General features: G+C 64.1%; 19 protein-coding genes. 16 read left to right on the plus strand and 3 right to left on the minus strand.

The genetic code is table 11. The features are described 5' to 3' along the window. Positions 1 to 26: 26 nt before the first annotated feature. The 5 genes from ACK2VC_RS05480 to ACK2VC_RS05500 all read left to right on the plus strand — a co-directional run bounded on the left by ACK2VC_RS05480 (position 27) and on the right by ACK2VC_RS05500 (position 5,480). On the plus strand, positions 27 to 383 hold the full coding sequence (locus ACK2VC_RS05480; RefSeq protein WP_486732585.1) for a DUF2946 domain-containing protein: 357 nt from the start codon (positions 27 to 29) through the stop codon (positions 381 to 383). 70 nt (positions 384 to 453) lie between these two features. After that, complete coding sequence (locus tag ACK2VC_RS05485; RefSeq protein ID WP_486732586.1) at positions 454 to 2,763, plus strand: TonB-dependent receptor; 2,310 nt, start codon at positions 454 to 456, stop codon at positions 2,761 to 2,763. Positions 2,764 to 2,777: 14 nt separating this feature from the next. Continuing rightward, positions 2,778 to 3,977 (plus strand): sialidase family protein, encoded by a 1,200-nt coding sequence (locus tag ACK2VC_RS05490; protein ID WP_486732587.1) that lies wholly within the window; start codon positions 2,778 to 2,780, stop codon positions 3,975 to 3,977. Continuing rightward, entirely contained in the window at positions 3,961 to 4,461 is a 501-nt protein-coding gene (locus ACK2VC_RS05495) for a hypothetical protein (RefSeq protein WP_486732588.1), read from the plus strand. The genes ACK2VC_RS05490 and ACK2VC_RS05495 overlap by 17 nt, the downstream gene beginning before the upstream one ends. Positions 4,462 to 4,544: 83 nt before the next feature. Then, positions 4,545 to 5,480 carry a 5'-nucleotidase gene (locus ACK2VC_RS05500; protein WP_486732589.1) on the plus strand — a complete coding sequence of 312 codons (936 nt, stop codon included), beginning with the start codon at positions 4,545 to 4,547 and terminating at the stop codon, positions 5,478 to 5,480. Positions 5,481 to 6,073: 593 nt separating this feature from the next. Here the strand turns inward: ACK2VC_RS05500 and ACK2VC_RS05505 are convergent. Continuing rightward, the gene (locus ACK2VC_RS05505) at positions 6,074 to 8,386 is read right to left on the minus strand and encodes an NADP-dependent malic enzyme (RefSeq protein ID WP_486732590.1); all 2,313 of its coding nucleotides are present in this window, start codon (positions 8,384 to 8,386) and stop codon (positions 6,074 to 6,076) included. A gap of 202 nt (positions 8,387 to 8,588) precedes the next feature. On the opposite strand from ACK2VC_RS05505, the gene thiL reads away from it, so the two are divergent. The 4 genes from thiL (at position 8,589) to ACK2VC_RS05525 (ending at position 11,562) form a co-directional block, all read left to right on the plus strand. Further along, positions 8,589 to 9,557, plus strand: a complete 969-nt coding sequence (gene thiL / locus ACK2VC_RS05510; RefSeq protein ID WP_486732591.1) for a thiamine-phosphate kinase — start codon at positions 8,589 to 8,591, stop codon at positions 9,555 to 9,557. Then, positions 9,554 to 10,078 (plus strand): phosphatidylglycerophosphatase A family protein, encoded by a 525-nt coding sequence (locus tag ACK2VC_RS05515; RefSeq protein WP_486732592.1) that lies wholly within the window; start codon positions 9,554 to 9,556, stop codon positions 10,076 to 10,078. The genes thiL and ACK2VC_RS05515 overlap by 4 nt, the downstream gene beginning before the upstream one ends. Positions 10,079 to 10,192: 114 nt before the next feature. Beyond that, positions 10,193 to 10,678 carry a CinA family protein gene (locus tag ACK2VC_RS05520; RefSeq protein ID WP_486732593.1) on the plus strand — a complete coding sequence of 162 codons (486 nt, stop codon included), beginning with the start codon at positions 10,193 to 10,195 and terminating at the stop codon, positions 10,676 to 10,678. Continuing rightward, positions 10,678 to 11,562 (plus strand): alpha/beta fold hydrolase, encoded by an 885-nt coding sequence (locus ACK2VC_RS05525; RefSeq protein WP_486732595.1) that lies wholly within the window; start codon positions 10,678 to 10,680, stop codon positions 11,560 to 11,562. Before ACK2VC_RS05520 ends, ACK2VC_RS05525 begins: the two co-directional genes overlap by 1 nt. A 511-nt stretch (positions 11,563 to 12,073) precedes the next feature. Here the strand turns inward: ACK2VC_RS05525 and ACK2VC_RS05530 are convergent. Beyond that, on the minus strand, positions 12,074 to 12,988 hold the full coding sequence (locus ACK2VC_RS05530) for a LysR family transcriptional regulator (protein WP_486732597.1): 915 nt from the start codon (positions 12,986 to 12,988) through the stop codon (positions 12,074 to 12,076). Positions 12,989 to 13,640: 652 nt separating this feature from the next. Between ACK2VC_RS05530 and ACK2VC_RS05535 the strand changes: the two genes are divergently transcribed. The 3 genes from ACK2VC_RS05535 (at position 13,641) to ACK2VC_RS05545 (ending at position 18,208) form a co-directional block, all read left to right on the plus strand. Beyond that, complete coding sequence (locus ACK2VC_RS05535; protein WP_486732598.1) at positions 13,641 to 15,212, plus strand: proton-conducting transporter transmembrane domain-containing protein; 1,572 nt, start codon at positions 13,641 to 13,643, stop codon at positions 15,210 to 15,212. Then, a complete protein-coding gene (locus tag ACK2VC_RS05540) occupies positions 15,209 to 17,662 on the plus strand; it encodes a YbcC family protein (RefSeq protein ID WP_486732599.1) in 2,454 nt (817 codons plus the stop codon). Before ACK2VC_RS05535 ends, ACK2VC_RS05540 begins: the two co-directional genes overlap by 4 nt. A gap of 87 nt (positions 17,663 to 17,749) precedes the next feature. Further along, positions 17,750 to 18,208: a hypothetical protein gene (locus ACK2VC_RS05545; RefSeq protein ID WP_486732600.1), complete on the plus strand. Its 459-nt coding sequence runs from the start codon at positions 17,750 to 17,752 to the stop codon at positions 18,206 to 18,208. A gap of 642 nt (positions 18,209 to 18,850) precedes the next feature. Here ACK2VC_RS05545 and pyrF read toward each other — a convergent pair. Further along, on the minus strand, positions 18,851 to 19,672 hold the full coding sequence (gene pyrF, locus ACK2VC_RS05550; RefSeq protein ID WP_486732601.1) for an orotidine-5'-phosphate decarboxylase: 822 nt from the start codon (positions 19,670 to 19,672) through the stop codon (positions 18,851 to 18,853). 64 nt (positions 19,673 to 19,736) lie between these two features. Here pyrF and ACK2VC_RS05555 point away from each other — a divergent pair, with 64 nt between their 5' ends. From ACK2VC_RS05555 to ACK2VC_RS05570, 4 genes are read left to right on the plus strand one after another with little or no spacing between them, the layout of a single operon-like run. Beyond that, entirely contained in the window at positions 19,737 to 20,627 is an 891-nt protein-coding gene (locus ACK2VC_RS05555) for a DMT family transporter (RefSeq protein WP_486732602.1), read from the plus strand. Between the two features lie 56 nt (positions 20,628 to 20,683). Then, entirely contained in the window at positions 20,684 to 21,277 is a 594-nt protein-coding gene (locus ACK2VC_RS05560; RefSeq protein ID WP_486733176.1) for a LemA family protein, read from the plus strand. 26 nt (positions 21,278 to 21,303) lie between these two features. Continuing rightward, positions 21,304 to 22,086: a TPM domain-containing protein gene (locus tag ACK2VC_RS05565; protein WP_486732603.1), complete on the plus strand. Its 783-nt coding sequence runs from the start codon at positions 21,304 to 21,306 to the stop codon at positions 22,084 to 22,086. Then, positions 22,086 to 22,586: a TPM domain-containing protein gene (locus ACK2VC_RS05570; RefSeq protein WP_486732604.1), complete on the plus strand. Its 501-nt coding sequence runs from the start codon at positions 22,086 to 22,088 to the stop codon at positions 22,584 to 22,586. The genes ACK2VC_RS05565 and ACK2VC_RS05570 overlap by 1 nt, the downstream gene beginning before the upstream one ends. The last annotated feature ends 171 nt before the right edge of the window (positions 22,587 to 22,757 follow it).

Below are 22,757 nucleotides of genomic sequence, written 5' to 3' on the forward strand. Positions count from 1 at the left end.
GACGGCTGCACACATGGCTTGCGTGTTTGGCGATCCTGCTCAACGCGCTGGCGCCGTCGATCTCGCATGCGCTCGATTCGTTCAACGGCCGCAGCGCGGCCTGGGTCGAAATTTGCTCGCTGGATGGTACCCGCTTCGTGACCGTGGCGGCGGGTCAGGCGTCCTTGTCGGACGACACCAGTGATCAGACGCAGGCCAAGGCCGCGCAACACTGTCCGTTTTGCGCCTCCCACCCCGGCAACTTCGCGCTGCCGGCGCCCGGCCCGGCGGCGCCGCTCGCCGATCCGGGCACGACCATCGCTCCCTTTCTCTTTTACCGCGCGCCGCAGCCGTTGTTTGCCTGGGCGACGGCCAATCCACGCGCCCCTCCCGCGGCTCTCTGATTGCCCTTGATTGCCAAGGTTGCGCCCGGGCGCAACCTTGGTGCCTTCATCTTGCACTCAGGAGCTTCTCGTGTCCCCTTGCCTCATGCATTTCGCGCCGCCGGCATCGATTGCCGCCACGCTGTGCGCGTTCGCCCTGCCGCTGGCCGCTGCTCATGCCGCCACAACCGGCGCCGACAACCATCTGGAAGAAATCATCGTCGCCGGCAGCCAGTCCGCCATGCCCAACCTGCCGCCCGACCTGCCCGCCGCGATCGAAGGCGTCAGCCGGCAACAGATGGAAGAATCGATCAACGTCATCAACACCGAGGATGCGCTGAAGTACCTGCCGTCGATCCAGGTGCGCAAGCGTTTCATCGGCGACGCCAACGGCATCGTCGCCACCCGCACCTCGGGCACGCTGATGAGCGCCCGCTCGCTGCTGTATGCCGACAACCTGCTGCTGTCGAACCTGCTCGGCAATGGCTACGCCTATCCGCCGCGCTGGGGCCTGGTGACGCCGGAGGAGATCGAGCGGATCGATGTGATCTACGGCCCGTTTTCAGCGCTGTATCCGGGCAACGCGATCGGCGCGGCGATCAACATGACGACCCGCATGCCGCGGCAATTCGAAGCGCACGCGGCGCTGCAGGCATTCCAGCAAAATTTCAGCCTGTACGGCACCGACCAGAGCTTTAGCGGCAAGCAGGCCAGCGCCGCGCTGGCCAACAAGAACGGCGACCTGTCCTGGTGGCTGAACGTAAATCATCTGACCAGCAGCGGCCAGCCGATGGCCTTCCTGACCAAGCCGGCCTCGACTACCTCGGCCACTGCCGCCGACAAGGTGGTCAGCGGCGCCCGCAGCGACCTCGACCAGAACGGCAATCCGCGCCAGGTGCTGGGTGCCACCAGCGTTACCGATACCGTGCAGGACCACGCCAAGCTGAAGCTCGCCTATGACCTCAACCCGACCCTGCGCGCCACCTATACCTTCGGCGTGTGGCAAAGCAGGAACGACTCGGGCGTCGCTTCCTATCTGAAGGACGCCGCCGGTAATCCGGTCTACAGCGGGCCGGTGAATATCGACGGCAAGCGCTATGTGCTGGGTGCGACCGACCTGAATCCGGGCAAATCGGATCAGGAACACTGGCTGCAGGGCCTGTCGCTGGCCAGCAAGACCAACGGCGAATGGGACTGGGAAGTGGCCGCCAGCCGCTACAGCTATCGAAAAGACCTGTCGCGCGCGCCGACGACGGCGTTGCCGGCCGCGGCCGGCGGCGGCGCAGGCAGCGGACCTGGCAGCATCGGCGACCTCGGTGGCACCGGCTGGAGCACGCTCGATCTGCGCGGCTGGCGCCCGGCGCTGGCTGGCCACGCACACCAGGTCAGCTTCGGCTACCACTACGACAAATACCGGCTGAACGCGCTGGTGTCGAATACCGCCGACTGGATCGACGGCGGCGCCGGCGCCCGCACTTCGGCGTTTGCCGGCAGCACCGAAACCCAGGCCGTGTATCTGCAGGATGCCTGGCGCCTGGCGCCGGCCTGGAAGGCGATCATCGGTGGCCGCTGGGAGAACTGGCGCGCATTCGACGGCTCGGTCGCGAATGCCGCCAGCGTGCTGCCGTTCGCCGAACGCAGCGAGAGCTTCTTTTCTCCCAAGCTGGCCGCCAGCTTCCAGGCCAGCCCGGTGTGGTACCTGCGCGCCTCGCTGGGCAAGGCCTACCGGATGCCGAGCGTGTCCGAGCTATACCAGGGCAGCATCAGCAACAACAGCATCGTCAAGAACGACCCCAGCCTGAAACCGGAACAGGCGCTGTCGGCCGAGTTCTCGGCCGAGCGCGACCTCGGCAACGGCGTGCTGCGCGCCACCCTGTTCCAGGAAACGGTGCGCGACGCGCTGTATTCGCAAACCGACGTCAATACCAACATCACCAACATCCAGAACCTCGACCGCATCCGCACCCGCGGCGTCGAACTCGCGTACCAGGCGGTGGATGTCGGCGTGCGCGGGCTGGATCTGGCCGGCAGCCTCACCTATGCCGATTCGGTGATCGTCGCAAACGACAAGAATCCGGCCTCGGTCGGCAAGCAGCAGCCGCGCGTGCCGAACTGGCGGGCGACGCTGTCGGCCACTTACCGCCAGAACGATCAGTTGTCCTACGCGTTGGCGGCGCGCTACAGCGGCCGCCAGTTCGGCACGCTGGACAACAGCGACGTCAACGGTGACACCTACGGCGGCATCAGCAAATTCTTCGTGGTCGATGTGCGGCTGCGCTACCAGATGAGCAAGCAATGGAGCGCCGCGCTCGGCATCGACAATCTGAACAACGCGCAATACTTCGTTGTACACCCGTATCCGCAGCGCACGCTGTCGGCTGAACTGAAGTACGGCTTCTAAGCCCGGGAGACCTGATGAAAAACCCCTTGATTCGCCCATTTTTCCTGCTGGCACTGGCCGCGTTTGGCGCCACGGCCGGCGCCCAGCACATGCCGCATCACGCGGCGCCGAAAAAGGCCGGGCTGGCAATCGGCGCCGGGTTCGCGCCGGACGGCAAGCTGTGGCTGGCCGGGCTCGACGCCGAGGCCAGGCTGACGCTGAAAGTCAGTGCCGACGACGGCCGCAGCTGGAGCCCGCCGCGCGTGCTGGACACCGGCGGCGACCGCATCGCCGCCGACGGCGAAGCGCGGCCGAAGCTGGCCTTCGGGCCAAACGGTGCGGTAGTGATCACCTACACCAGCCCGCTGGCCAAACCGTATACCGGCGAAATCCGCATGCTGCGCTCCGGTGACGGCGGCCAGAGCTTCACGCCGCCGTTCACCGTGCACCGCGACCGCCAGATCATCACCCACCGCTTCGAATCGATCGCGTTCGATGCCAGCGGCCGGCTGCACGTGGTCTGGGTCGACAAGCGCGATCAGGAATTGCGCAAATCGAGCGCCGCCAAGGGCGGCACCCGCGAACCGTACCGTGGCGCCGCGATCTATCGCGCGGTCTCGACCGACGGCGGCAAGAGCTTCGGCGATGATATCAAGCTGGCCGATTTCAGTTGCGAATGCTGCCGCATCGCGCTGGCGCGCACGCCCGAGGGCGGCATCGCGGCGCTGTGGCGCCACGTGTTCGCGCCCAACATCCGCGACCATGCGTTCGCGCTGCTGGGCGAGAGTAGCGCGGCGGTCGCGCCGGTGCGTGCCACCTTCGACAACTGGGCGATCGACGCCTGCCCGCATCACGGCCCGGGCCTGGCGCCGGCCGCCAGCGGCGGCTATCACGCGGTCTGGTTCGGCGAAAAAGGCGGCGACGCCCAGGTGCGCTACGGCCGCCTGGATCGGAGCGGCGCGCCGGCCGCGGAACCGCTGGCGCTGCCGGACGAACGGGCCGAACATGCCGATGTGGCGAGCGCCGGCCAGCGGGTCGCAATCGCCTGGCGCAGCTTTGACGGCAGCGCGACCAGCCTGAAGGCCTGGGTGTCGGACGACGACGGCGCGCACTTCGCGCTCAGGCAACTGGCGCGCACCGAAGCGCCAGTCGATAACCCGCTCCTGCTGCGCAAGGGCGAACAGCTTTTCGTACTCTGGAACACCAAAGGAAAAACCTATGTCGAAGCTCTTTGATGGCCACCTCGCGCGGACCGTGGCGCTGGTCCTGTCCTTGTTCACGCTGGCGTGCGCCGCGCAGGCGGCGCCAGCGCGGGTCGAAGCTTTTACCGCACACACCTGGAACCATTTCCAGCAGGAGCTGCCGCGCCCGGCGATCGTGATTTTTTCGACCACCGATTGTGTCTACTGCCCCTCGGTGATCGACAGCGTGGCGCGCGATAATGAAAAAAGAAAGGCCGGGATCGCCCTGATCGTGGTGGTGATGGATGGCGCGGGCAAACCGGAGCTGAGGCACGACCCCGAGTACCGGCAGGCAAACCGCCTGTTCGCCTTTGCCGGCGACAGCGCGGCGCTGCAATACGGGATCAACCCGAAATGGCGCGGCGTCACGCCCTATGTCGCGCTGTTCCCGCCCGAGGGGGTGCCGAAACTGATGGCCGGGCGCCCTGGCGCGCAAGACCTCGACCTGCTGCTGGCGCCGGCGGCGGGCCGGCGCTGAGCGGCGCCGGCGCACATATAATGAAGCGTTGCATAGGCCGGTATCGGTACCGGAATGCCAACCCGCCCGACAACTGGTGACGCATGCCCTTCTCTCTCGACAAACTGCTGGTGATCGGCATTTCCTCACGCGCGCTGTTCGACCTCGAGGCGGAAGAGGCGATTTTCCGCACGCAAGGGCTGGAAGCGTACCGGCGCCATCAGCTCGAGAATGAAAACGCGATCCTGAAGCCGGGCGCCGGCTTCGCGCTGGTGCGCGCGCTGCTGAAACTGAACCTGCTGACCGCCGATCAGCGGCTGGTGGAAGTGGTCATCATGTCGCGCAACTCGTCCGAAACCTCGCTGCGGATTTTCCATTCGATCGAACACTACGGACTCGACATCACGCGCGCGGCCTTGTCCGGCGGCGCCCTGCTGGCGCCGTATCTGCAAGCCTTCAACGTCAGCCTGTTCCTGTCGCTGCACGAAGACGACGTCCAGGCCGCGGTCGGGTCCGGCGTGGCGGCGGCGCTGCTGTATCAGAAGCCGGCCAACCTGCTGGAAGAGCTGGACCAGATCCGCATCGCCTTCGACGGCGACGCCGTGATTTTTTCGGACGAATCGGAACGCATCTTCCAGACCCAGGGGATGGAGGCGTTTGAGCGGCACGAGCGGGAAAATGCGCTGCAGCCGCTGCCGGCCGGCCCCTTCGCCCGGCTGCTGAAGGCGCTATCCTTCATCCAGAAAAATTTCAAATCGGCCGACGGGCGGGCGGCGCCGATTCGCACCGCGCTGGTCACCGCCCGCTCGTCGCCGGCGCACGAGCGCGTGATCCGCACCCTGCGCGCCTGGGACGTGATCATCGACGAAACCTTCTTCATGGGCGGCGTGGCCAAATCCGAAGTGCTGGCGGCGTTCAAGCCGCACATGTTCTTCGACGACCAGCCGGGCCACTGCGCCGGCGCCGCGCCGCTGGTGCAGACCGGCCGGGTGCCAGCGCAATACCTGCCGGCGGCCTCGGCCAGCGTTGGCAAACCCTAGGGCGAACATGATCGGCATCGGGAAGTAGACATATACTCCAGATATCAAGACCAATTTTCGCATATAAAATGGCGGAAATATCGACATACTCCTGGTTTTAATCGCGTAGGATTGTCCATCGCATCCATCAGCACCATCCTCGGTCGTTGAAGCTGCCGTTGCCTGTGACGTTGCTTTTGACTTTGACGTACCCCCGCTTGGACGCTGCCGTTTGTGTGCGGCAGAAAATGGATTAGAAACGAAACATGTCTGAGCGCAGCGAGTTGGTTTCGTTTCCCATTTTTTGCCGCGCCCAAACGGGAAGCCGAAGGCCAGCGTCCTTGCGGTCGCCTTCTTTTGCTTACTTTTCTTGGCGAGACAAGAAAAGTAAGTGGCCGCCGGGCCACCCCCGGCAAGGCACCACGGAGTAGCAACCGCATCGCTTAGCTACAAACGACTATGGGTTCCCGCCTGCGCGGGAACGACAGGTTGGGAATGAAATTGCCAACGTCGCCATAGCAACCAACGCGAGAAGATTCGGCCGACAAACAAAAACCGTCCGCCCCCACTACAGGGACGAACGGTTAAAAAACCACGCCGTCACCCGCGCAGGGTCAGCGCTCCGACACCGCATCCACCACGCACAGCGCCGTCAGGTTGACGATCCGGCGCACCGTCGCCGACGGCGTCAGGATGTGCACCGGCTTGGCGCAGCCGAGCAGCACCGGACCGATCGCGATGCCGTGGCCGGACGACACCTTCAGCAGGTTGTAGGAAATGTTGGCGGCGTCGATGTTGGGCAATACCAGCAGATTCGGCGTCCCGGTCAGCGGCGAATCCGGCATGAAGCTTTTCAGCAGCTTGGCATCGAGCGCGGTATCGCCGTGCATTTCGCCATCGACTTCCAGTTCCGGCGCCATCTGGTGGATCAGCTCCAGCGCGGCGCGCATCTTCCTCGCCGATTCGCTGTTGCTGGAACCGAAGTTCGAATGCGACAGGAGCGCCACGCGCGGCAAGAGGCCGAAGCGGCGCATTTCCTCGGCCGCCATGATGGTGATCTCCGCCAGCTGCTCGGCGGTCGGATTTTCATTGACGTGGGTATCCACCAGCACCACCTGCTGGTTGGGCAGGATCAGGCCGTTCATCGCGGCGTAGACGTTGACGCCTTCGCGTTTGCCCAGCACCTGGTCGATATAGTGCAGATGCAGCGCGGTGGTGCCGAAGGTGCCGCAGATCATGCCGTCGGCTTCCCCCTTGTGGATCACCATCGAACCGATCAGGGTGTGGCGGCGCCGCATTTCGATCTTGGCGTACTGCTCGGTGACACCCTTGCGCTTGGTCATCTGGAAGTAGGTTTGCCAGTAATCGCGGTAGCGCTCGTCGTATTCGGGGTTGATGACTTCGAAATCGACATCCATCTTCAGGCGCAGGCCGAACTTGGCGATGCGCTGCTCCAGCACCAGCGGCCGACCGACCAGGATCGGCTTGGCCAGCTTTTCGTCGACCACCACCTGCACCGCGCGCAGGATCCGCTCTTCCTCGCCCTCGGCAAAGACGATGCGTTTTTTCGCCGCCGGCGCCTTCTTCGCGATCTGGAACATCGGCCGCATGAAGGTGCCGCTGTGGTAGACGAACTGCTGCAGCCGCTCGGCGTAGGCTTGCATGTCGGCAATCGGCCGTGCCGCCACGCCGGACTCGGCCGCCGCCTTGGCCACCGCCGGCGCGATCTTGATCATCAGGCGCGGATCGAACGGCTTCGGAATCAGGTATTCGGGGCCGAACGACAGGTTCTTGATGCCGTAGGTGGTGGCGACGATGTCGGATTGCTCGGCTTGCGCCAGCTCGGCGATCGCATGCACCACCGCGATTTCCATTTCGCGCGTGATGGTGGTGGCGCCGCAGTCGAGCGCGCCGCGGAAGATGTATGGAAAGCACAGCACGTTGTTGACCTGGTTCGGAAAATCCGAACGGCCGGTCGCCATCACCGCATCGTCGCGCACCGCCTTGACTTCTTCCGGCAGGATTTCCGGGGTCGGATTGGCCAGCGCCATGATCAGCGGCTTGGCGGCCATGGCTTTCACCATCTCCGGCTTCAGCACGCCGCCGGCCGACAGGCCGAGGAAGATGTCGGCGCCGGGAATGACCTCGGCCAGCGTGCGCGCGCTGGTGTCCTGCGCGAAGCGCTCCTTCTCGGCGTCCATCAGCTCGGCGCGGCCCTTGTAGACCACGCCGGCCAGGTCGGTAACGAAAATGTTTTCAATCGGAAAGCCGAGGTCGACGATCAAGCCGAGGCAGGCCAGCGCCGCCGCGCCGGCGCCCGAGACCACCAGCTTGCAGTGCTTGATGTCCTTGCCGACCACCTTCAGGCCGTTCAGGATCGCGGCGCCGACGATGATCGCGGTGCCATGCTGGTCGTCGTGGAACACCGGGATCTTCATCCGCTCGCGCAGCTTGCGCTCGATGTAGAAGCACTCGGGCGCCTTGATGTCTTCCAGGTTGATGCCGCCGAAGGTCGGTTCCAGCGCGGCGATGATGTCGACCAGCTTGTCCGGGTCCAGCTCGTTGACTTCGATGTCGAAGACGTCGATCGCGGCGAACTTCTTGAACAGCACACCCTTGCCTTCCATCACCGGCTTGGCCGCCAGCGGGCCGATGTGACCCAGGCCCAGGACCGCGGTGCCGTTGGTCACCACGCCGACCAGATTGCCGCGCGCGGTATAGCGGTAGCTATTGGCCGGATCGGCGGCGATTTCCTCGCACGCCACCGCCACGCCCGGGGTATAGGCCAGCGCCAGGTCGTGCTGGTTGATCAACTGCTTGGTCGGCGTCACGCTGATTTTTCCGGGGGTCGGAAATTCGTGGTATTCGAGCGCGTCTTGACGCAGTTTCAAACGAAGTTCTTCTTTTTGATCGATGTGAGAATCCATGCTTGCTGCCTTCCAGTCTGTAACCGGCGAAAACGGACAATTTTATCAGAGCGCCTGTTCCAACTTACACCTGATCCATGGGACAACTTATGCTTTCTGCGCATATCGAAATGCACATGACAGGCTTGACTTTACCGCGATTCCATTTTAGGGAAGTAACCCGGTGCACGGACGCGCATGGCGGATTCGGTACAATCGCGCCATGCTGTCCGAATTCGATTTGATTGCGCGCTACTTCACCCGCCCGCGCCCGCCCGCGAGCGGGACGGTGCTCGGCATCGGCGACGATTGCGCGCTGCTGGCGCCGGCGCCCGGCATGGCGCTGGCGATTTCCACCGACATGCTGGTCGAAGGCCGGCATTTCCTGCCGGAGGCAGATCCCGCCAAGCTGGGCCACAAAGCGCTCGCGGTCAACCTGTCGGACCTGGCGGCGATGGGTGCGCGGCCGCTGGCCTTCACGCTGGCGCTGGCCTTGCCGCAGGCGCGTGCGGAATGGCTGGCGCCATTCGCCGATGGCCTGTTCGCGCTGGCCGACCGCCACCAGTGCGAGCTGATCGGCGGCGATACCACCAAGGGGCCGCTCAACATCTGCATCACCGTGTTCGGCGAATTGCCGGCGGGCCAAGCCTTGCGGCGCGACGCCGCGCAGGCCGGCGACGACATCTGGGTCTCCGGCACGCTGGGCGATGCGCGGCTGGCGCTGGCCGGCCTGCGCGGTGAACTGGCGCTGGAGGCCGGCGCGCAACAACTGGCCGAACAACGCATGCATTGCCCGACGCCGCGCATCGCGCTCGGGCTGGCTTTGCGCGGGATTGCGCACGCGGCGATCGATGTATCCGACGGCCTGGCCGGCGATCTCGGCCATATCCTGCAACGCTCGCGCTGCGGCGCCGTGCTCGACGTCGATGCCCTGCCCGCCGGGCCGGTGCTGGCGGCGCAGCCGCTGGCGCTGCGCCGCCAGTTCACGCTGGCCGGCGGCGACGATTACGAACTCTGTTTTACCGCGCCGGCAGCGCGGCGCGACGCAGTACTGGCGGCGGCGCAAGATGCCGGCACCGCGGTGTCGCGCGTCGGCCGTATCGAAGCCACCGCCGGCCTGCGCCTGGTGGACGGCACCGGCGCCGCGCTCGCCCTGCAACCCGATTCCTTCGATCACTTCACCACGCCATGACCACACTGGAACCCGGCCAGAGCGCCTACGTCACCAAGCCCAGCGGCCGTTTCATGCTGGCGCATCCGGCGCACATCCTGGCGCAGGGTTTCGGCAGCGGCCTGTCGCCGGCCGTGCCGGGCACCATGGGCACGCTGTTCGCCTGGCTCTCCTACAATGTCTTGACGGTGCGCTGGCCGGCGCTGTTTACGCCGCTGAACTGGCTGATCATCATTGCCGTCGGCTTCGTCGTCGGCATCTGGGCTTGCGGCAAGACCGGGCGCGACCTGGGCGTCGCCGATCACGGCAGCATGGTGTGGGATGAAATCATCGCCTTCTGGCTGGTGCTGGCGCTGATCATGCCGGCCAACTTTGCCACCCAGCTCTGGGCTTTCCTGTGGTTCCGTTTTTTCGACATGGTGAAGCCACCGCCGATCGGCTACTTCGACCGTCAGTTCAAGGGCGGTTTCGGCGTCATGTGGGATGACATCGTGGCCGCGTTCTACACGCTGCTGCTGTTTGCCGTGTGGCGCAGCATCTGACGCGAATCATGAGGTGCGCGCAATGGCTAGCGCGGTTTGGCTGCGGCATGCACAATGGCCCGGTGTCGCAGCCAGCGGCTGCTTTTCCATCAAGATCGGAGCGGGAGACTTTGCATGGATGACATGATTGACCTGGCGGCGCGCTGCGGTCGCGCCCTGCAACAAAAAGGCTGGCTGCTGGCGACCGCGGAATCCTGCACCGGGGGCGGCGTGGCGCAGGCGATTACCGAGATCGCCGGTTCGTCCGATTGGTTCGATTGCGGCTGGATCACCTATTCCACCGCCTCCAAGACCGAATTGCTCGACGTGCCGGCCGCCCTGCTTGCCCAGCACGGCGCGGTCAGCGAGGAAATCGCCGCTGCCATGGCCGAAGGCGCCCTATCCAACAGCAACGCCAGCGTCGCGCTGGCGGTCACCGGCATCGCCGGGCCGGGCGGCGCGGTTCCCGGCAAGCCGGTCGGCACCGTCTGCTTTGGCTGGGCCAGCGCCGGCGCGACCCAGACCGAGCGCCTGGTGTTTGCCGGCGACCGCCACGCGGTGCGCGGCCAGACCGTGGCACACGCGCTGCGCGGCCTGCTGCGCTTTCTGGAACAAGCCTGATGCTGGACAATTTCAAACAGGAGCGGATCGAGGTCAATGGCGTCACGATCCATCTGCGGCACGGCGGCAGCGGGGCGCCCTTGCTGCTGCTGCATGGCTTTCCGCAGACCCATGTGATCTGGCACAAGGTTGCCGACCAACTGGCGCGCCACTACACCCTGGTGATGCCGGATTTGCGCGGCTACGGCGACTCCTCCAAACCGCCTGGTCTGCCGGATCACGCCAATTATTCCAAGCGCGCGATGGCGCAGGACATGCTGCAGGTGATGGCCGCGCTCGGCCACAAGTCCTTCCTGCTATGCGGCCATGACCGCGGCGGCCGCGTCGCCCACCGGCTGGCGCTGGATCATCCGGCGGCGGTGCAAAAGCTGATGCTGATCGACATCGCGCCGACCCGCACCATGTACGAACGTACCGACCAGGCGTTTGCCACCGCGTATTACCACTGGTTCTTCCTGGTCCAGCCGGCGCCGCTGCCGGAAACGCTGATCGGCAACAGCGCAACCTTTTTCCTGGACAGCGTACTGGGCGGCTGGGGTTCGCACGGCGCCGGCCATATCGATGCCGCTGCCTTGGCCGAGTACCGGCGCTGCTTTTGCACACCGGAAGCGATTCACGCCGCCTGCGAGGACTACCGCGCCGCCGCTGCGATCGACCTCGAGCATGACCGCGATCACGACACGCGCAAGATCGCCTGCCCGACCCACGTGGTGTGGGGCGATCAGGGCGTGGTCGGACGTTTGTTCGAGCCGCTCGCTGACTGGCAGGCGAAATGCGTCCGGCCGGTCAGCGGCAAGGCCCTGCCCGCCGGCCATTTCATTCCGGAGCAGGTGCCGGAATTGCTGTTGGCAGAGATGCTGGAATTTTTTGGCGCCGGCTCGTAGGAAGCCAAAATTAGTCCAACTCGCGCCATGAGTTTGTAACTGGAAAGCACAAGTCAGTGCAAATCGCCTATAAGGGAATTCGAGGAATTTCGTAATTAGAAGGCTGACCACTTCGTGGCTGTTATCTGGCCCATGGCTAGCGTCGATGGTGCGGCCGATATCCGCTTGTCGGCGCTTACCGGTCGGTCAATTGATCGGTAGCGGTACCGCGCGGAAGTTGGGCTGTCAACTTTCGTGCAGCCGGATACTCCGAGTGCGCTGTCCTGGCGTTCTGTGAGATGGTCAACGGCTTCAACAACGGGCGGGTAGCGTTTTGAAGATGTGCGCAAGACCGGGCATAGCAACATCAGACTGACCAGCGCCTTTCACAACTTGGTCGGCCACGCAGCACTGCGGAACTGACAGCGGTATCAAGTGTGGTGCTTCACCAACATCATCACGGCGCACCTTGACCGCGAACTGGTCGCGCGTGCCCTGCACCAAACAGTTCTGCCGACACCGTATAGCCTTGCTATGGTTGCCCCTCCGGCTTGGCTTCCACGTTCGAAAGCCCACGCTCGTGCTTGATCAGTTCGCGGACCAGTGGATTGGGGAAACGCCGATCGAGCGTCACCGCGTAGAACAGTTCAATAATGCCGTCCAGCGGATGGCCTTCGATCAGCACACCGGCGGTGATCTCGTCCTTCACGACGATCGCAGGCAACACGGCCAGCCCGATATCGGCGCGTGCGAGTAGGCGCAACATGGCCATATCATCCACTTCGGCAGCGATATGCGGACGTATCCCCAGTCGATCCATCAGGGCGTCGAATCCGGCGCGGATGCTGGTGTCCTTGCTGGGCACGATTACTGGTTGTTTCTGTAGCCGGTCGGCAAGCGTCGAATGCTTGCGCAGGCGTTTAGGCGTGCCGATCAGGCTGACTGCCTGTTCGGACAGTCGATGAAAAACATACGGGTTCAGCACATCATGACCCGGCGACTGGTTCATCAACACGATGTCCAAGCTCAACGACTGCAGTGAAGCCAGCAGCTCGGTCAGATTACTGGAGCGCACGACAATCTGAATGTCTTCGCGTCCGAGCACCGGCTGCAGGAATTCCAGCTGGAAGTTCCGAGAAAGGGTGGCCTGGACGCCCACGCGCAACGTCTGCCGACTAGTCTGTGCATTCTGCAGCGTCCCGAGCAACTCGTCGCCGGTGGCGAATATGGCGTCTGCGTGGTCGAGGGTAATACGGCCAACCTCGGTCAGATGCAATTTCCGCCCCCGGCGCTCGAACAGAGCGTGGCCCAGTCGATCCTCCAGTTTGCGGATCTGCACGGACAGCGCCGACTGGGTCAGGTTCAGGCGAGCAGCGGTACGGGTCAGGTTGCCGTCGTGCGCGACGGCCCAAAAATAACGCAGATGGTTGTAATTGAGCGCGCCCATAAAGTTCGATTTTAGCGAACTTTATCAAGCGGACAATGAATTTTTTTCGGGCCAGGCCATTGTTACTTGGCTGTTCATTCGGCCTGCTCTGCGCGCACAGCCCTGACGATTCGGCGACCGCGTACCTTGGTTGTCGCTGGGCGTGGCGACGGAGCAGCAGACACGGCAACTGTATGCGCGCATCGGGCCGCGGGGACGGGCGTGTGTTTGTTTCCGGCTGGGGCCATCAGCACCTTCAGGACTGGCTGTCCACCACTGCCGGTTGCGTCACCACGATCCATCGGGACTGCACACATGCGCCCGCACCGACACTTGGGAGGGCGGGTTGCGTCCATGCGCTTGCCAAACGATTCTTGGTCCACGCGCATTGCTGCTGCGACGGCGGCTGATGGTCGCTTGAAGTTCGTACGCTGCGCATCATTCCGCAGTAACCCTGCTGCGCGGCCCAACGGGGCGCAGCCTCGCGTGTATTGGCTTGCCCGGCCATGAGCGGGCGTGACGGTCTTCGCGTATCGGCGCCCGATGCATGCACTACAGGAACACATTAATTCGTTTTTATAGAACGAAATTAATAAAACAATGAATTTTTATATTGCTTTACGGATCGCTACCATACTCATTCATCTAATCATCTCTTCGAAGGATATCTGCCTTGTCAGCCTATCTGGTTCCTCTTGTCGCCCCCTTGCCGATGCTGCTCGCTGCCGTCGCGTGCGCGTTGGGTCCTGGACAGCGCCCCCGTCGAATGGCCCGGTTCGCCGAAGCCTGCGCCGTGCTGACATTGCTGATCGCGCTGGGTGCTCTGGCCGTCTTGATCAAGTGGGGATCGGGTGACAGCGCACTGCTGGGCATCGCCGGCATCGGACTATCGACACGACTAGACGCGGTGAGCGGTAGCATGTTGCTGCTTGTCAGTTTTGTCGGCTGGATCGTGGTGCGCTACAGCCGCACATACATGGATGGCGAAGCTTGCCAGGGCGCGTTTGGCGGGTGGCTGTGCGCGCTGCTGGCGGCGGTGTTGTTGTTGGTATCGGCGGGCAACCTGGTGCAGTTGGTGGTGGCCTGGATCGCCATCAGTTTCACCCTGCGCCGCTTGCTGCTGTTTTATCCCGAGCGGGCCACGGCGCAGCGGGCCGCACGCAAAAAGCTGGTCTTTGCGACGCTGGGCGCGATAGCCCTGGTCTTGGCTGCCGGTCTGCTCGCCTGGGGCTACGACACCACGGACATCGCCGCCCTCAATGCGGCGGCGCGGGCCGGAAGCGCACCGAATCTGGTCATCCCGGCCGCCGCCGCGCTGGCCATCGCGGCATTGCTGAAGTCCGCACAATTCCCCACGCATGGCTGGCTGACCGAGGTGATGGAAGCGCCGACCCCAGTCTCCGCCCTGCTGCATGCCGGTGTGATCAATGCCGGCGGCTTCCTGCTGATTCGTTTCGCCGATGTGATGCTGCTGGCACCCGGTGTCCTGGCGACGCTGGCGATGCTTGGCGGATTCACCGCGATCTTCGGTGCTTTGGTCATGTTGACGCAGCCAGCAGTGAAGACTTCGCTGGCCTTCTCGACCGTGGCGCAGATGGGCTTCATGACACTGCAATGCGGGTTGGCATTGTTCCCGCTAGCCTTGCTGCACATCATTGCGCACTCGCTATACAAGGCGCACTCGTTCCTGGCTTCAGGCGGTGCGGTCGAACAGGTCACGGCTACCCGCCGCCCTGGTGTGGTGGCAGTACCCGATGGTGCTGCCGTCGGCCGTGCGTTCGCGCTTGCGCTCGTCATCTATGCGGTCATCGGCACCGGCTTTGGGCTGCTGTTCGGTCTGCAGCATGAATCTGCCCAGGCGCTGGCACTTGGTGCAATCCTGATCTTCGGCGTGGCTTATCTGCTGGCGCAAGGACTGGCCGATGCCGCACCGCGCGCCTTGACCCGCAAGACAGCGCTGTACTCCACCGCCGCGGCAATTGGCTACTTCTCACTGCAGATCGCAGTCAGTTGGGCGACCTCAGGCACATTGCCCGCCACACCAGCACCGGACCGGCTCACTTGGACGCTGATGGCGCTGGCCGTGCTGAGCTTCGGCTTGGTCGCCGTAGCCCAGGCGCTGTTGCCACTGTGGGCCGATCACCCCGCTGCCCGCGGATTGCGCGTGCATCTTTCTAACGGCCTCTACGTCAACGCCATGCTGGAGCGACTGCTCGGTGGCTGGTCCGTACGCAAAACCCCATGATCACTTCAGACAGGAATACCTGCATGCCCACGCACACCGAAGATGTCGCCGTATCCACCGCTGAATCGGCACTGAGGGCAGCCCGACAGGCCGCCGCGCTGATTCCCCCGCTGTGGCCGCTGGCCTCCAGTGTTGCGGTCAACCCCTACCTGGGCCATACCGATGAACCGCTGTCATTCGCTGCGGCCCGCCTTCGTCGCGCGGCAGGAGTACGCAGCACTATGCCAAGGAGTTGGTACGCGCAGCACCTGCGTACGGGCGACATCAGCGATGACGATCTGGCCGCCGCACTCGCCACCGTGCCGACGGCAGCGAACATGCCGACCGTGCCTCAGCTTAAGGCACTCATGTCGACCAACTCTTCTACGCCTCGCGCGCTGTCCAGCGTGGCGGATCTCGCCACCGATTGCAGCGGGATCGACTGGTCCGGTATCGTGACCGACCGCATCAGCCATTGGGCCGCCGATTACTTTGACCAGGGCCAGGCGCTGTGGGCTGGCACGAAGGAACGCGCGGCCTATGCGGCATGGCGCAGCGTCGCCAGTTTGGACTTGACTCCCGAAATTGCCGGGCTCAAGAGCTTTGCTTCAGAGGTGGCGCGCCTGCCTGATGCCGCCGCCGACGCGCTGGTCGCATGTTCACGCCAGCTTGGTCTCACGGCGCAGGCCATGCCAGCGTATTTCCACCGTTTGCTGGTCGGCATGGGCGGCTGGTCGCAAATGGCACGCTATCGTCAGTGGCAGGCTGAATTGGCCGGGGGCCACGACAACACGCTGATCGAGTTGCTGGTGATCGCCCTGGTCTGGGAAGCGGCTTTGCATAAACAGTACGCCGTGTCGATCGGAGTGCCATGGGACCTTGCATTGGCGTCTTATGCCCAACCTCTTGAGCCGACCCGGGACGAGATGCTCGACGCCCTTTTTCAGGAAGCCTATGAGCGTGGCGAACAACGTAAACTCGCTGACCTGATGGCCGTCGAGGTGGCACCGCAACGCTCCGGGCGCGCCACGCTGCAGGTGGCGTTCTGCATCGACGTGCGCTCGGAAGTGTTCCGCCGTGCGCTGGAAAGCGTGGATCCGTCGATCCAGACAATCGGCCTTGCCGGCTTCTTCGGTATCGGCGTGGCCTACCGCCCCCACGCCTCGGATGTGATGGAGCCGCGCCTGCCGGTTCTCCTGCACCCGCAATGGCATGCGCATGCAGGCAGCGACGATGCCGCCAGCGTGCAACATGATCGCGGCGTTCGCATCCAGCGCCGCGCCACGCGGGCATGGGGTCGTTTCAAGCTCGCGGCCATCTCCTCGTTTGCCTTCGTCGAGGCCACCGGGCCGATCTACATCGGCAAGCTGGTCCGCGACGCACTGGCGCTGCGCCATCAATCGAAGGCCAGCGATCCTGCCCCGCGGATCGATCCGCAACCCGCACTCAACACACGAGTAGCGATTGCCGAAGGCGCACTACGAGCGATGTCACTCACTGGCGACTTCGCGCGATTCGTCGTACTCGCAGGCCATGGCGCGGATGTCGTCAACAATCCTCACGCCAGTGGGCTCGACTGCGGCGCTTGCGGTGGCAACTCGGGCGAGGTCAATGCGCGTCTTATGGTAGGCCTGCTCAACGACGCCGAAGTGCGCAGCGGACTCGCACAGCACGGCATCGCCATTCCTGCCGATACCGTGTTTGCGGCCGGCCTGCACCACACGACAACCGACGCGTTGACACTGTTTGACCTGGATGACCTGCCAGGCACGCATGGCGACGACGTTGCCCAAGCAAGACGCTGGTTCGCGACTGCCGGTGCGTTGGCGCGCAGCGAACGCGCGCTGCGGCTACCCGGTGTCACGGGCGCGGCCGATGTTTTCCAGCGGGCCCGCAACTGGGCGGAGGTGCGTCCCGAATGGGCGCTTGCGGGGTGCCAGTCATTCATCGTCGCACCACGTCGCCGTACAGTGATGCGCGACCTCGGTGGCCGCGCCTTCCTGCATGATTACGACTGGTGCCAGGATGAAGGTTTCGCCGTGCTTGAGTTGATTCTCACCGCCCCGGTGGTGGTCGCCAGCTGGATAAGCCTGCAGTACTATGGCTCCAGCGTGGCGCCGGAAATTTTCGGCGCGGGCAGCAAGCTGCTGCACAATGTCACCGGCGGTATCGGCGTTGTCGAAGGAAACGGCGGCCTGCTGCGCGCGGGCCTTCCCTGGCAATCGGTACACGATGGCCAGCGGCTGGTGCATCAGCCACAGCGGATGGCAGTGCTGGTGGACGCCCCACGCGAGGCGATCAGTGCCATCCTTGAACGTCATCCCGATCTGTATGCCTTGTTCCAGCACCACTGGATGCATCTTTTCGCGCTGGATGAGCGTGGCCGAATGGCATGGCGCCACGAAGGCGATCGGGGTTGGCAGGCAATGCCGGCAGCCCGAATCGCGTCACCGAAGTTGGCGCTTGCATGAGTGAACTGCCTGCACATCTGGCGACACTGAAAGCCAAGGCCATCCAAATTTTGCCAGAATTGCGCTGCCCGGGCACATCCACAGACATTGAAACTGGTGTGCTATGTGCCTGGTGTGGCGGGTCCCGCGAAATGGTTCGGCACGAAGTCTTCGGCTGCGTCGCCTGCGGCCACCGCGAGCATCGTCCCCGCACCGACGGCTGCGAGTACGCCGATCGCGGCCATTGTTCGCGCTGCAATACTTGAGCGCAGCACGGCAAGCCACCTGGAACCCATGCAGAAGCAAACTCATCAACAAATTCAAACGGAATTCAATATGCACGACCGCGACATCAGCCTGACAAAAGCCAAGCAACAGATCGAGTGGGTACTGCACCACCCGAACATGAGTGCCTGGTTGAAAACCACGCTGAAGGCAACGCGGAGTTGTGATCCGCTCGCGGTACTCAATGATCTCGAACTATTGAACTGCGTATTGAGGCCATGGTGCGAGATGTCGATACATTCCTCGGTAGTGCAAGGCGGTGTCGCCTCTGATCACGAATGAGGCAACGCTGCTAGACCCGTGCAGTCCTGGGCCGAATGCGAACATTTGATACTAATCGTGCTAGCCGCTCGAGGACTCGAAAATCAGTTTCGGTCTCATTGCTCGTCGACGTTAGCTCACTCCGCCAAGAGTAGCTGCCGGGCCAATCCTGATCGCATGCGGTGGCACGCATGGGCAGGGCAAAGCGGTGCCTACAAGCCTGAAGGAGGCGGTCGATAGCGCGCAATGGCCAGGCTAGGCTGACAAACACTGGCGGTCCACTCTACGTCCTGTCGCAGGCGTAACCGCTCTGCACAATTTTTAAGCGAATTTTCGAAATCTTGAAAAATAGACTTCGCCGAAGCAGACACTCTTCACCGGCAGCAACGGGTCGGCTCCGGCCTCTCAGTCTTTCCTTCGAGCGACCGCATACAAACCCATTCCTGACGTAGAACGCCCCTCCCCCCGAAGCACCATGGGAGGGGCGAGAGGTTCAAGTAACGCTGGACTGGATACGCCAACTTGGGCACCTCGATTGGTCGGTTGCACTAATTGCACCTATGGCGCCAAGACCGGTAAGCCATAGCTTTTCTTATCTAGCCAGTTGCAGAAAATGCGATGGCCTACGCGACTGATGCTGGAAACGGGCCAACGCAATGCGCGCTATTCGCGGAACTGATTGATCGCATCCCGCGTCTGCCGCGCCACGCGGCGCGCCGCCTGCGCGAAATCTTCGGCCGCTTCCGGCTTGGCGTACAGGATCGCGCGCGAGGAATTGATCATCATGCCGGCGCCCTGCGCGGTCTTGCCGGCAGCCACGGTGGCCGCGATATCGCCGCCCTGGGCGCCAATGCCCGGCACCAGCAGCGGCATGTCGCCGACGATGGCGCGTACTTGCGCCAGCTCGCCGGGGAAGGTGGCGCCGACCACCAGGCCGCACTGGCCGTTGATGTTCCATTTTTCGGCCACCATCCGCGCCACGTGCTGATACAGCGGCTTGCCGTCCACGTTCAGGAACTGCAAGTCAGACCCGCCCGGATTGGAAGTGCGGCACAGGATGATGGTGCCGCGTTCCTTCCATTCGAGGTACGGCGCCACCGAATCGAAACCCATATAGGGGCTCAAGGTCACTGCATCGGCGCCATAGCGCTCGTAGGCTTCGCGCGCATATTGCTCGGCGGTGGCGCCGATGTCGCCGCGCTTGGCGTCCAGCACCAGCGGCAGCTGCGGATAGTGCCGGCGCAGGTAGTCGCACAGCGCCTCCAGCTGGTCTTCGGCGCGGGCTGCGGCGAAATACGCAATCTGCGGCTTGAACGCGCAGGCATGCTCGGCTGTGGCGTCGATGATTGCCTGGCAGAAGGTGAAGATCGCATCCGGCTTGCCGCGCAACTCGGGTGGCAGGCGGGTCAGGTCCGGGTCCAGCCCGACGCACAGCAAGGAATTGCGCGCCTGCCAGGCGGCGGACAGTTTTTCGATGAAGGTCAAGGCGTGCTCTCGCTATCCGGTAGGTTCGGATGCGAATTGTAACGCGCCATGCTATCGTCCCGGCATGACTTCTCTCTCTCGCAAAGACTGGGCTTTACTGATTCTGTTGACGCTGTTCTGGGGTAGCAACTGGTCCGTCATGAAAATCGGCGTACGCGATTTCCCACCGATCAGCTTCCGCATGCTGAGCATGCTCGGCGGCGTGGTGGCGCTGTGGCTGGCGGCACGCATGCAGGGCGTATCGCTGGCGGTACCGCGCGGCAAGGCCGGCACGCTGGTCAAGCTGGCGATTCCGAACATGGTGGTCTGGCATCTGTGCATCATCCTCGGCCTCAAGATGCTGTCCTCCGGGCGAGCCGCGATTCTCGGCTATACGATGCCGGTGTGGGCGGTATTGTGCGGCCTGTTTTTCTTCCGGGAACGGGTGACGCGGCTGGCCTGGATCGGCGTCGGCTGCGCGCTGACCGGCGCGCTGCTGCTGCTCTCCAGCGAATTCTCCCAGTTGGCCGGGCAGCCGCTGGGCAGCCTGCTGGCCTTGATCGCCGCCGCCGGCTGGGGTTACGGCACCGTGCTGCTGAAGCGCACCCCGATCGAGATACCGACCCTGTCGCTGACCTTCTGGCTGATGCTGATCGGCACCATCATGATCAGCATCTGCGCCGCATTGTTCGAGCATGCGGCGTGGCGCCTGCCGAACGCGCTGGAATGGGGCGCGATCGGCTATAACGCGCTGATCATCCTCGGCTTTTCCCAGGTGGTCTGGTTCCGGCTGGCGCGCACGCTGCCGCCGGTGGTTTCCAGCCTGTCGGTGATGATGATCCCGGTGCTGGGCGTGTTCATCGGCGCCTGGCTGCTGAGCGAAAATCCGCACTGGCAGGATTACGCGGCGATGCTGCTGATCCTGGCGGCCATGAGTACGGTGCTGTTGAAACCGCGGGTGGTCGCCCCTACATAGGGTGAGCGGTTGGTGCCGCCTGCAGCCTCCAAAAATAATCCTTTGAGGAAACGATGATGAAAAAATGGCCTGCTTTCCTGTTTGCCGTGCTGCTGTTGCCGCTGCTCGGCGGCTGCGGCTACAACCAGTTCCAGACCCAGGACGAGGCGGTCAAGGCGGCTTGGAGCGAAGTGGTCAACCAGTACCAGCGGCGCGCCGACCTGGTGCCCAACCTGGTGAATACCGTCAAGGGCTACGCCACGCATGAAGAGGCGACGCTGGAAGCGGTGACGCGCGCGCGCGCCGCCGCCACCAGTTTCCAGATCACGCCGGAAGTGCTGAACGATCCACAGGCGTTCGCCAAATTCCAGCAGGTGCAGGGCGAACTGTCATCGGCGCTGTCGCGCCTGATGGCGGTCTCGGAAAACTACCCGCAACTGAAGGCCGACACGCTGTTCCGCGACCTGCAATCGCAGCTGGAAGGCACCGAGAACCGCATCACGGTGGCGCGCCAGCGCTACATCGTCGCGGTCCAGCAGTACAACGTGCTGGCGCGCAGCTTCCCGACCAACCTGACGGCCAAGATGTTCGGCTATACGGTCAAGCCGTCGTTTACGGTCGAGAATGAAAAAGCGATCTCGACCGCGCCCAAAGTCGATTTCGGCAAGTAAGCACTAACCGCGCCCGGGACAAGCCGATGAAAGCGCTGCGCATCGTATTCGGACTGGCGCTGGCCCTCTGGCTGGCGCTGGCCGGCGCGCAAGGCTTCGTCGCGGTGCCGCCGCTGTCGGCGCACGTGATCGACCAGGTCGGCCTGCTGAACCCCCAGCAGCGCGCCACGCTGGAAGCCGTGCTGGCCGATTACGAACAGCGCAGCGGCAGCCAGATCGCGCTCTTGCTGATGTCCTCCACCGCGCCGGAAGCGATCGAGCAATACAGCATTCGCGTCGCCGACGCCTGGCGCCTGGGCCGCAAGGGCATCGACGACGGCGTGATCCTGATCGTCGCCAAGGACAATCCGTCGTCCCTGCGCCGGCTGCGCATCGAGGCCGGGCGCGGCGTGCAGGGCACGGTCACCGACGCCCAATCGAAGCGCATCCTGCAGGACGTGATCGCGCCGTATTTCCGCCAGAACGATTTTTATGGTGGCCTGACCGCCGGCGTCACGGCGCTGACCACGCTGCTCGACCAGGAACATCTGCCGGCACCGGCCGGCCAGCGCGCCGCGCAGGGCGATGCCGGCGACACCCTGGATGCGCTGCTGCCGCTGCTGTTCTTCGCCTTCCTGATCGTGGTCAGCATCGTGTCGCGTTCGCGCGGCGGGCGCGCGCTGAACCACGACGGCTGGGGTACCGCCGCCGGCGTGATTCTCGGCAGCGCGCTCGGACGCAGCGGCCGCGGCGGCGGATTTGGCGGCGGCGGCGGATTTTCGGGTGGTGGCGGCGGCTTCGACGGCGGCGGCGCCTCGGGAGACTGGTGATGAAAACCCTGCCGCGCATGCGCAAGCATTTGTTTACCACCAAGGCCGCCGGCCGCCGCGCCTTCCCGGCAGCCACGCTGCAGGCGATCCAGGACGTCATCGCCGAAGGCGAAGCGCAGCACCGGGCCGAAATTCGCGTCGTCATCGAAACCGCGCTCGCCGCCGGCGCCGTGCTGCGCGGGATGCCAGCGCGCGACCGCGCGCGCGAGCTGTTTTCGCAATACGAGGTGTGGGATACGGAGGAAAACTGCGGCATCCTGCTGTACGTCAACCTCGCCGACCACAAGGTGGAAATCGTCGCCGACCGCACGGCGGCGCGGCTGCTCGACGCCGGCGAGTGGCAAGCCGTGTGCGCTACCATGACCAGCGGCTTTGCGCGCGGGGAATTTCACGCCAGCGCGGTAGCCGCGCTGCGCCAACTGAACGGCTTGCTGGAAACGCGCCTCCCCGCCCACGGCCCGCGCCCGAACCAGTTACCGGACCGGCCGATCGTCCTATAGGCCAGAGTCGCCAAGAGTTTGGCGGCCTCAGCATACTCCCTATACATGGGATCAATTCCGGCCATCAAAAAACAGAAATTTCAGCATACTCCGAGTAGATCAAAATCGCCGCGAGCGGCGAAGGGTTCGGATTGGGCACCGATCCCGCCGGGGCGCGGTGGAGGCAAGCGG

The organism is Herbaspirillum sp. WTB6, from assembly GCF_057457785.1.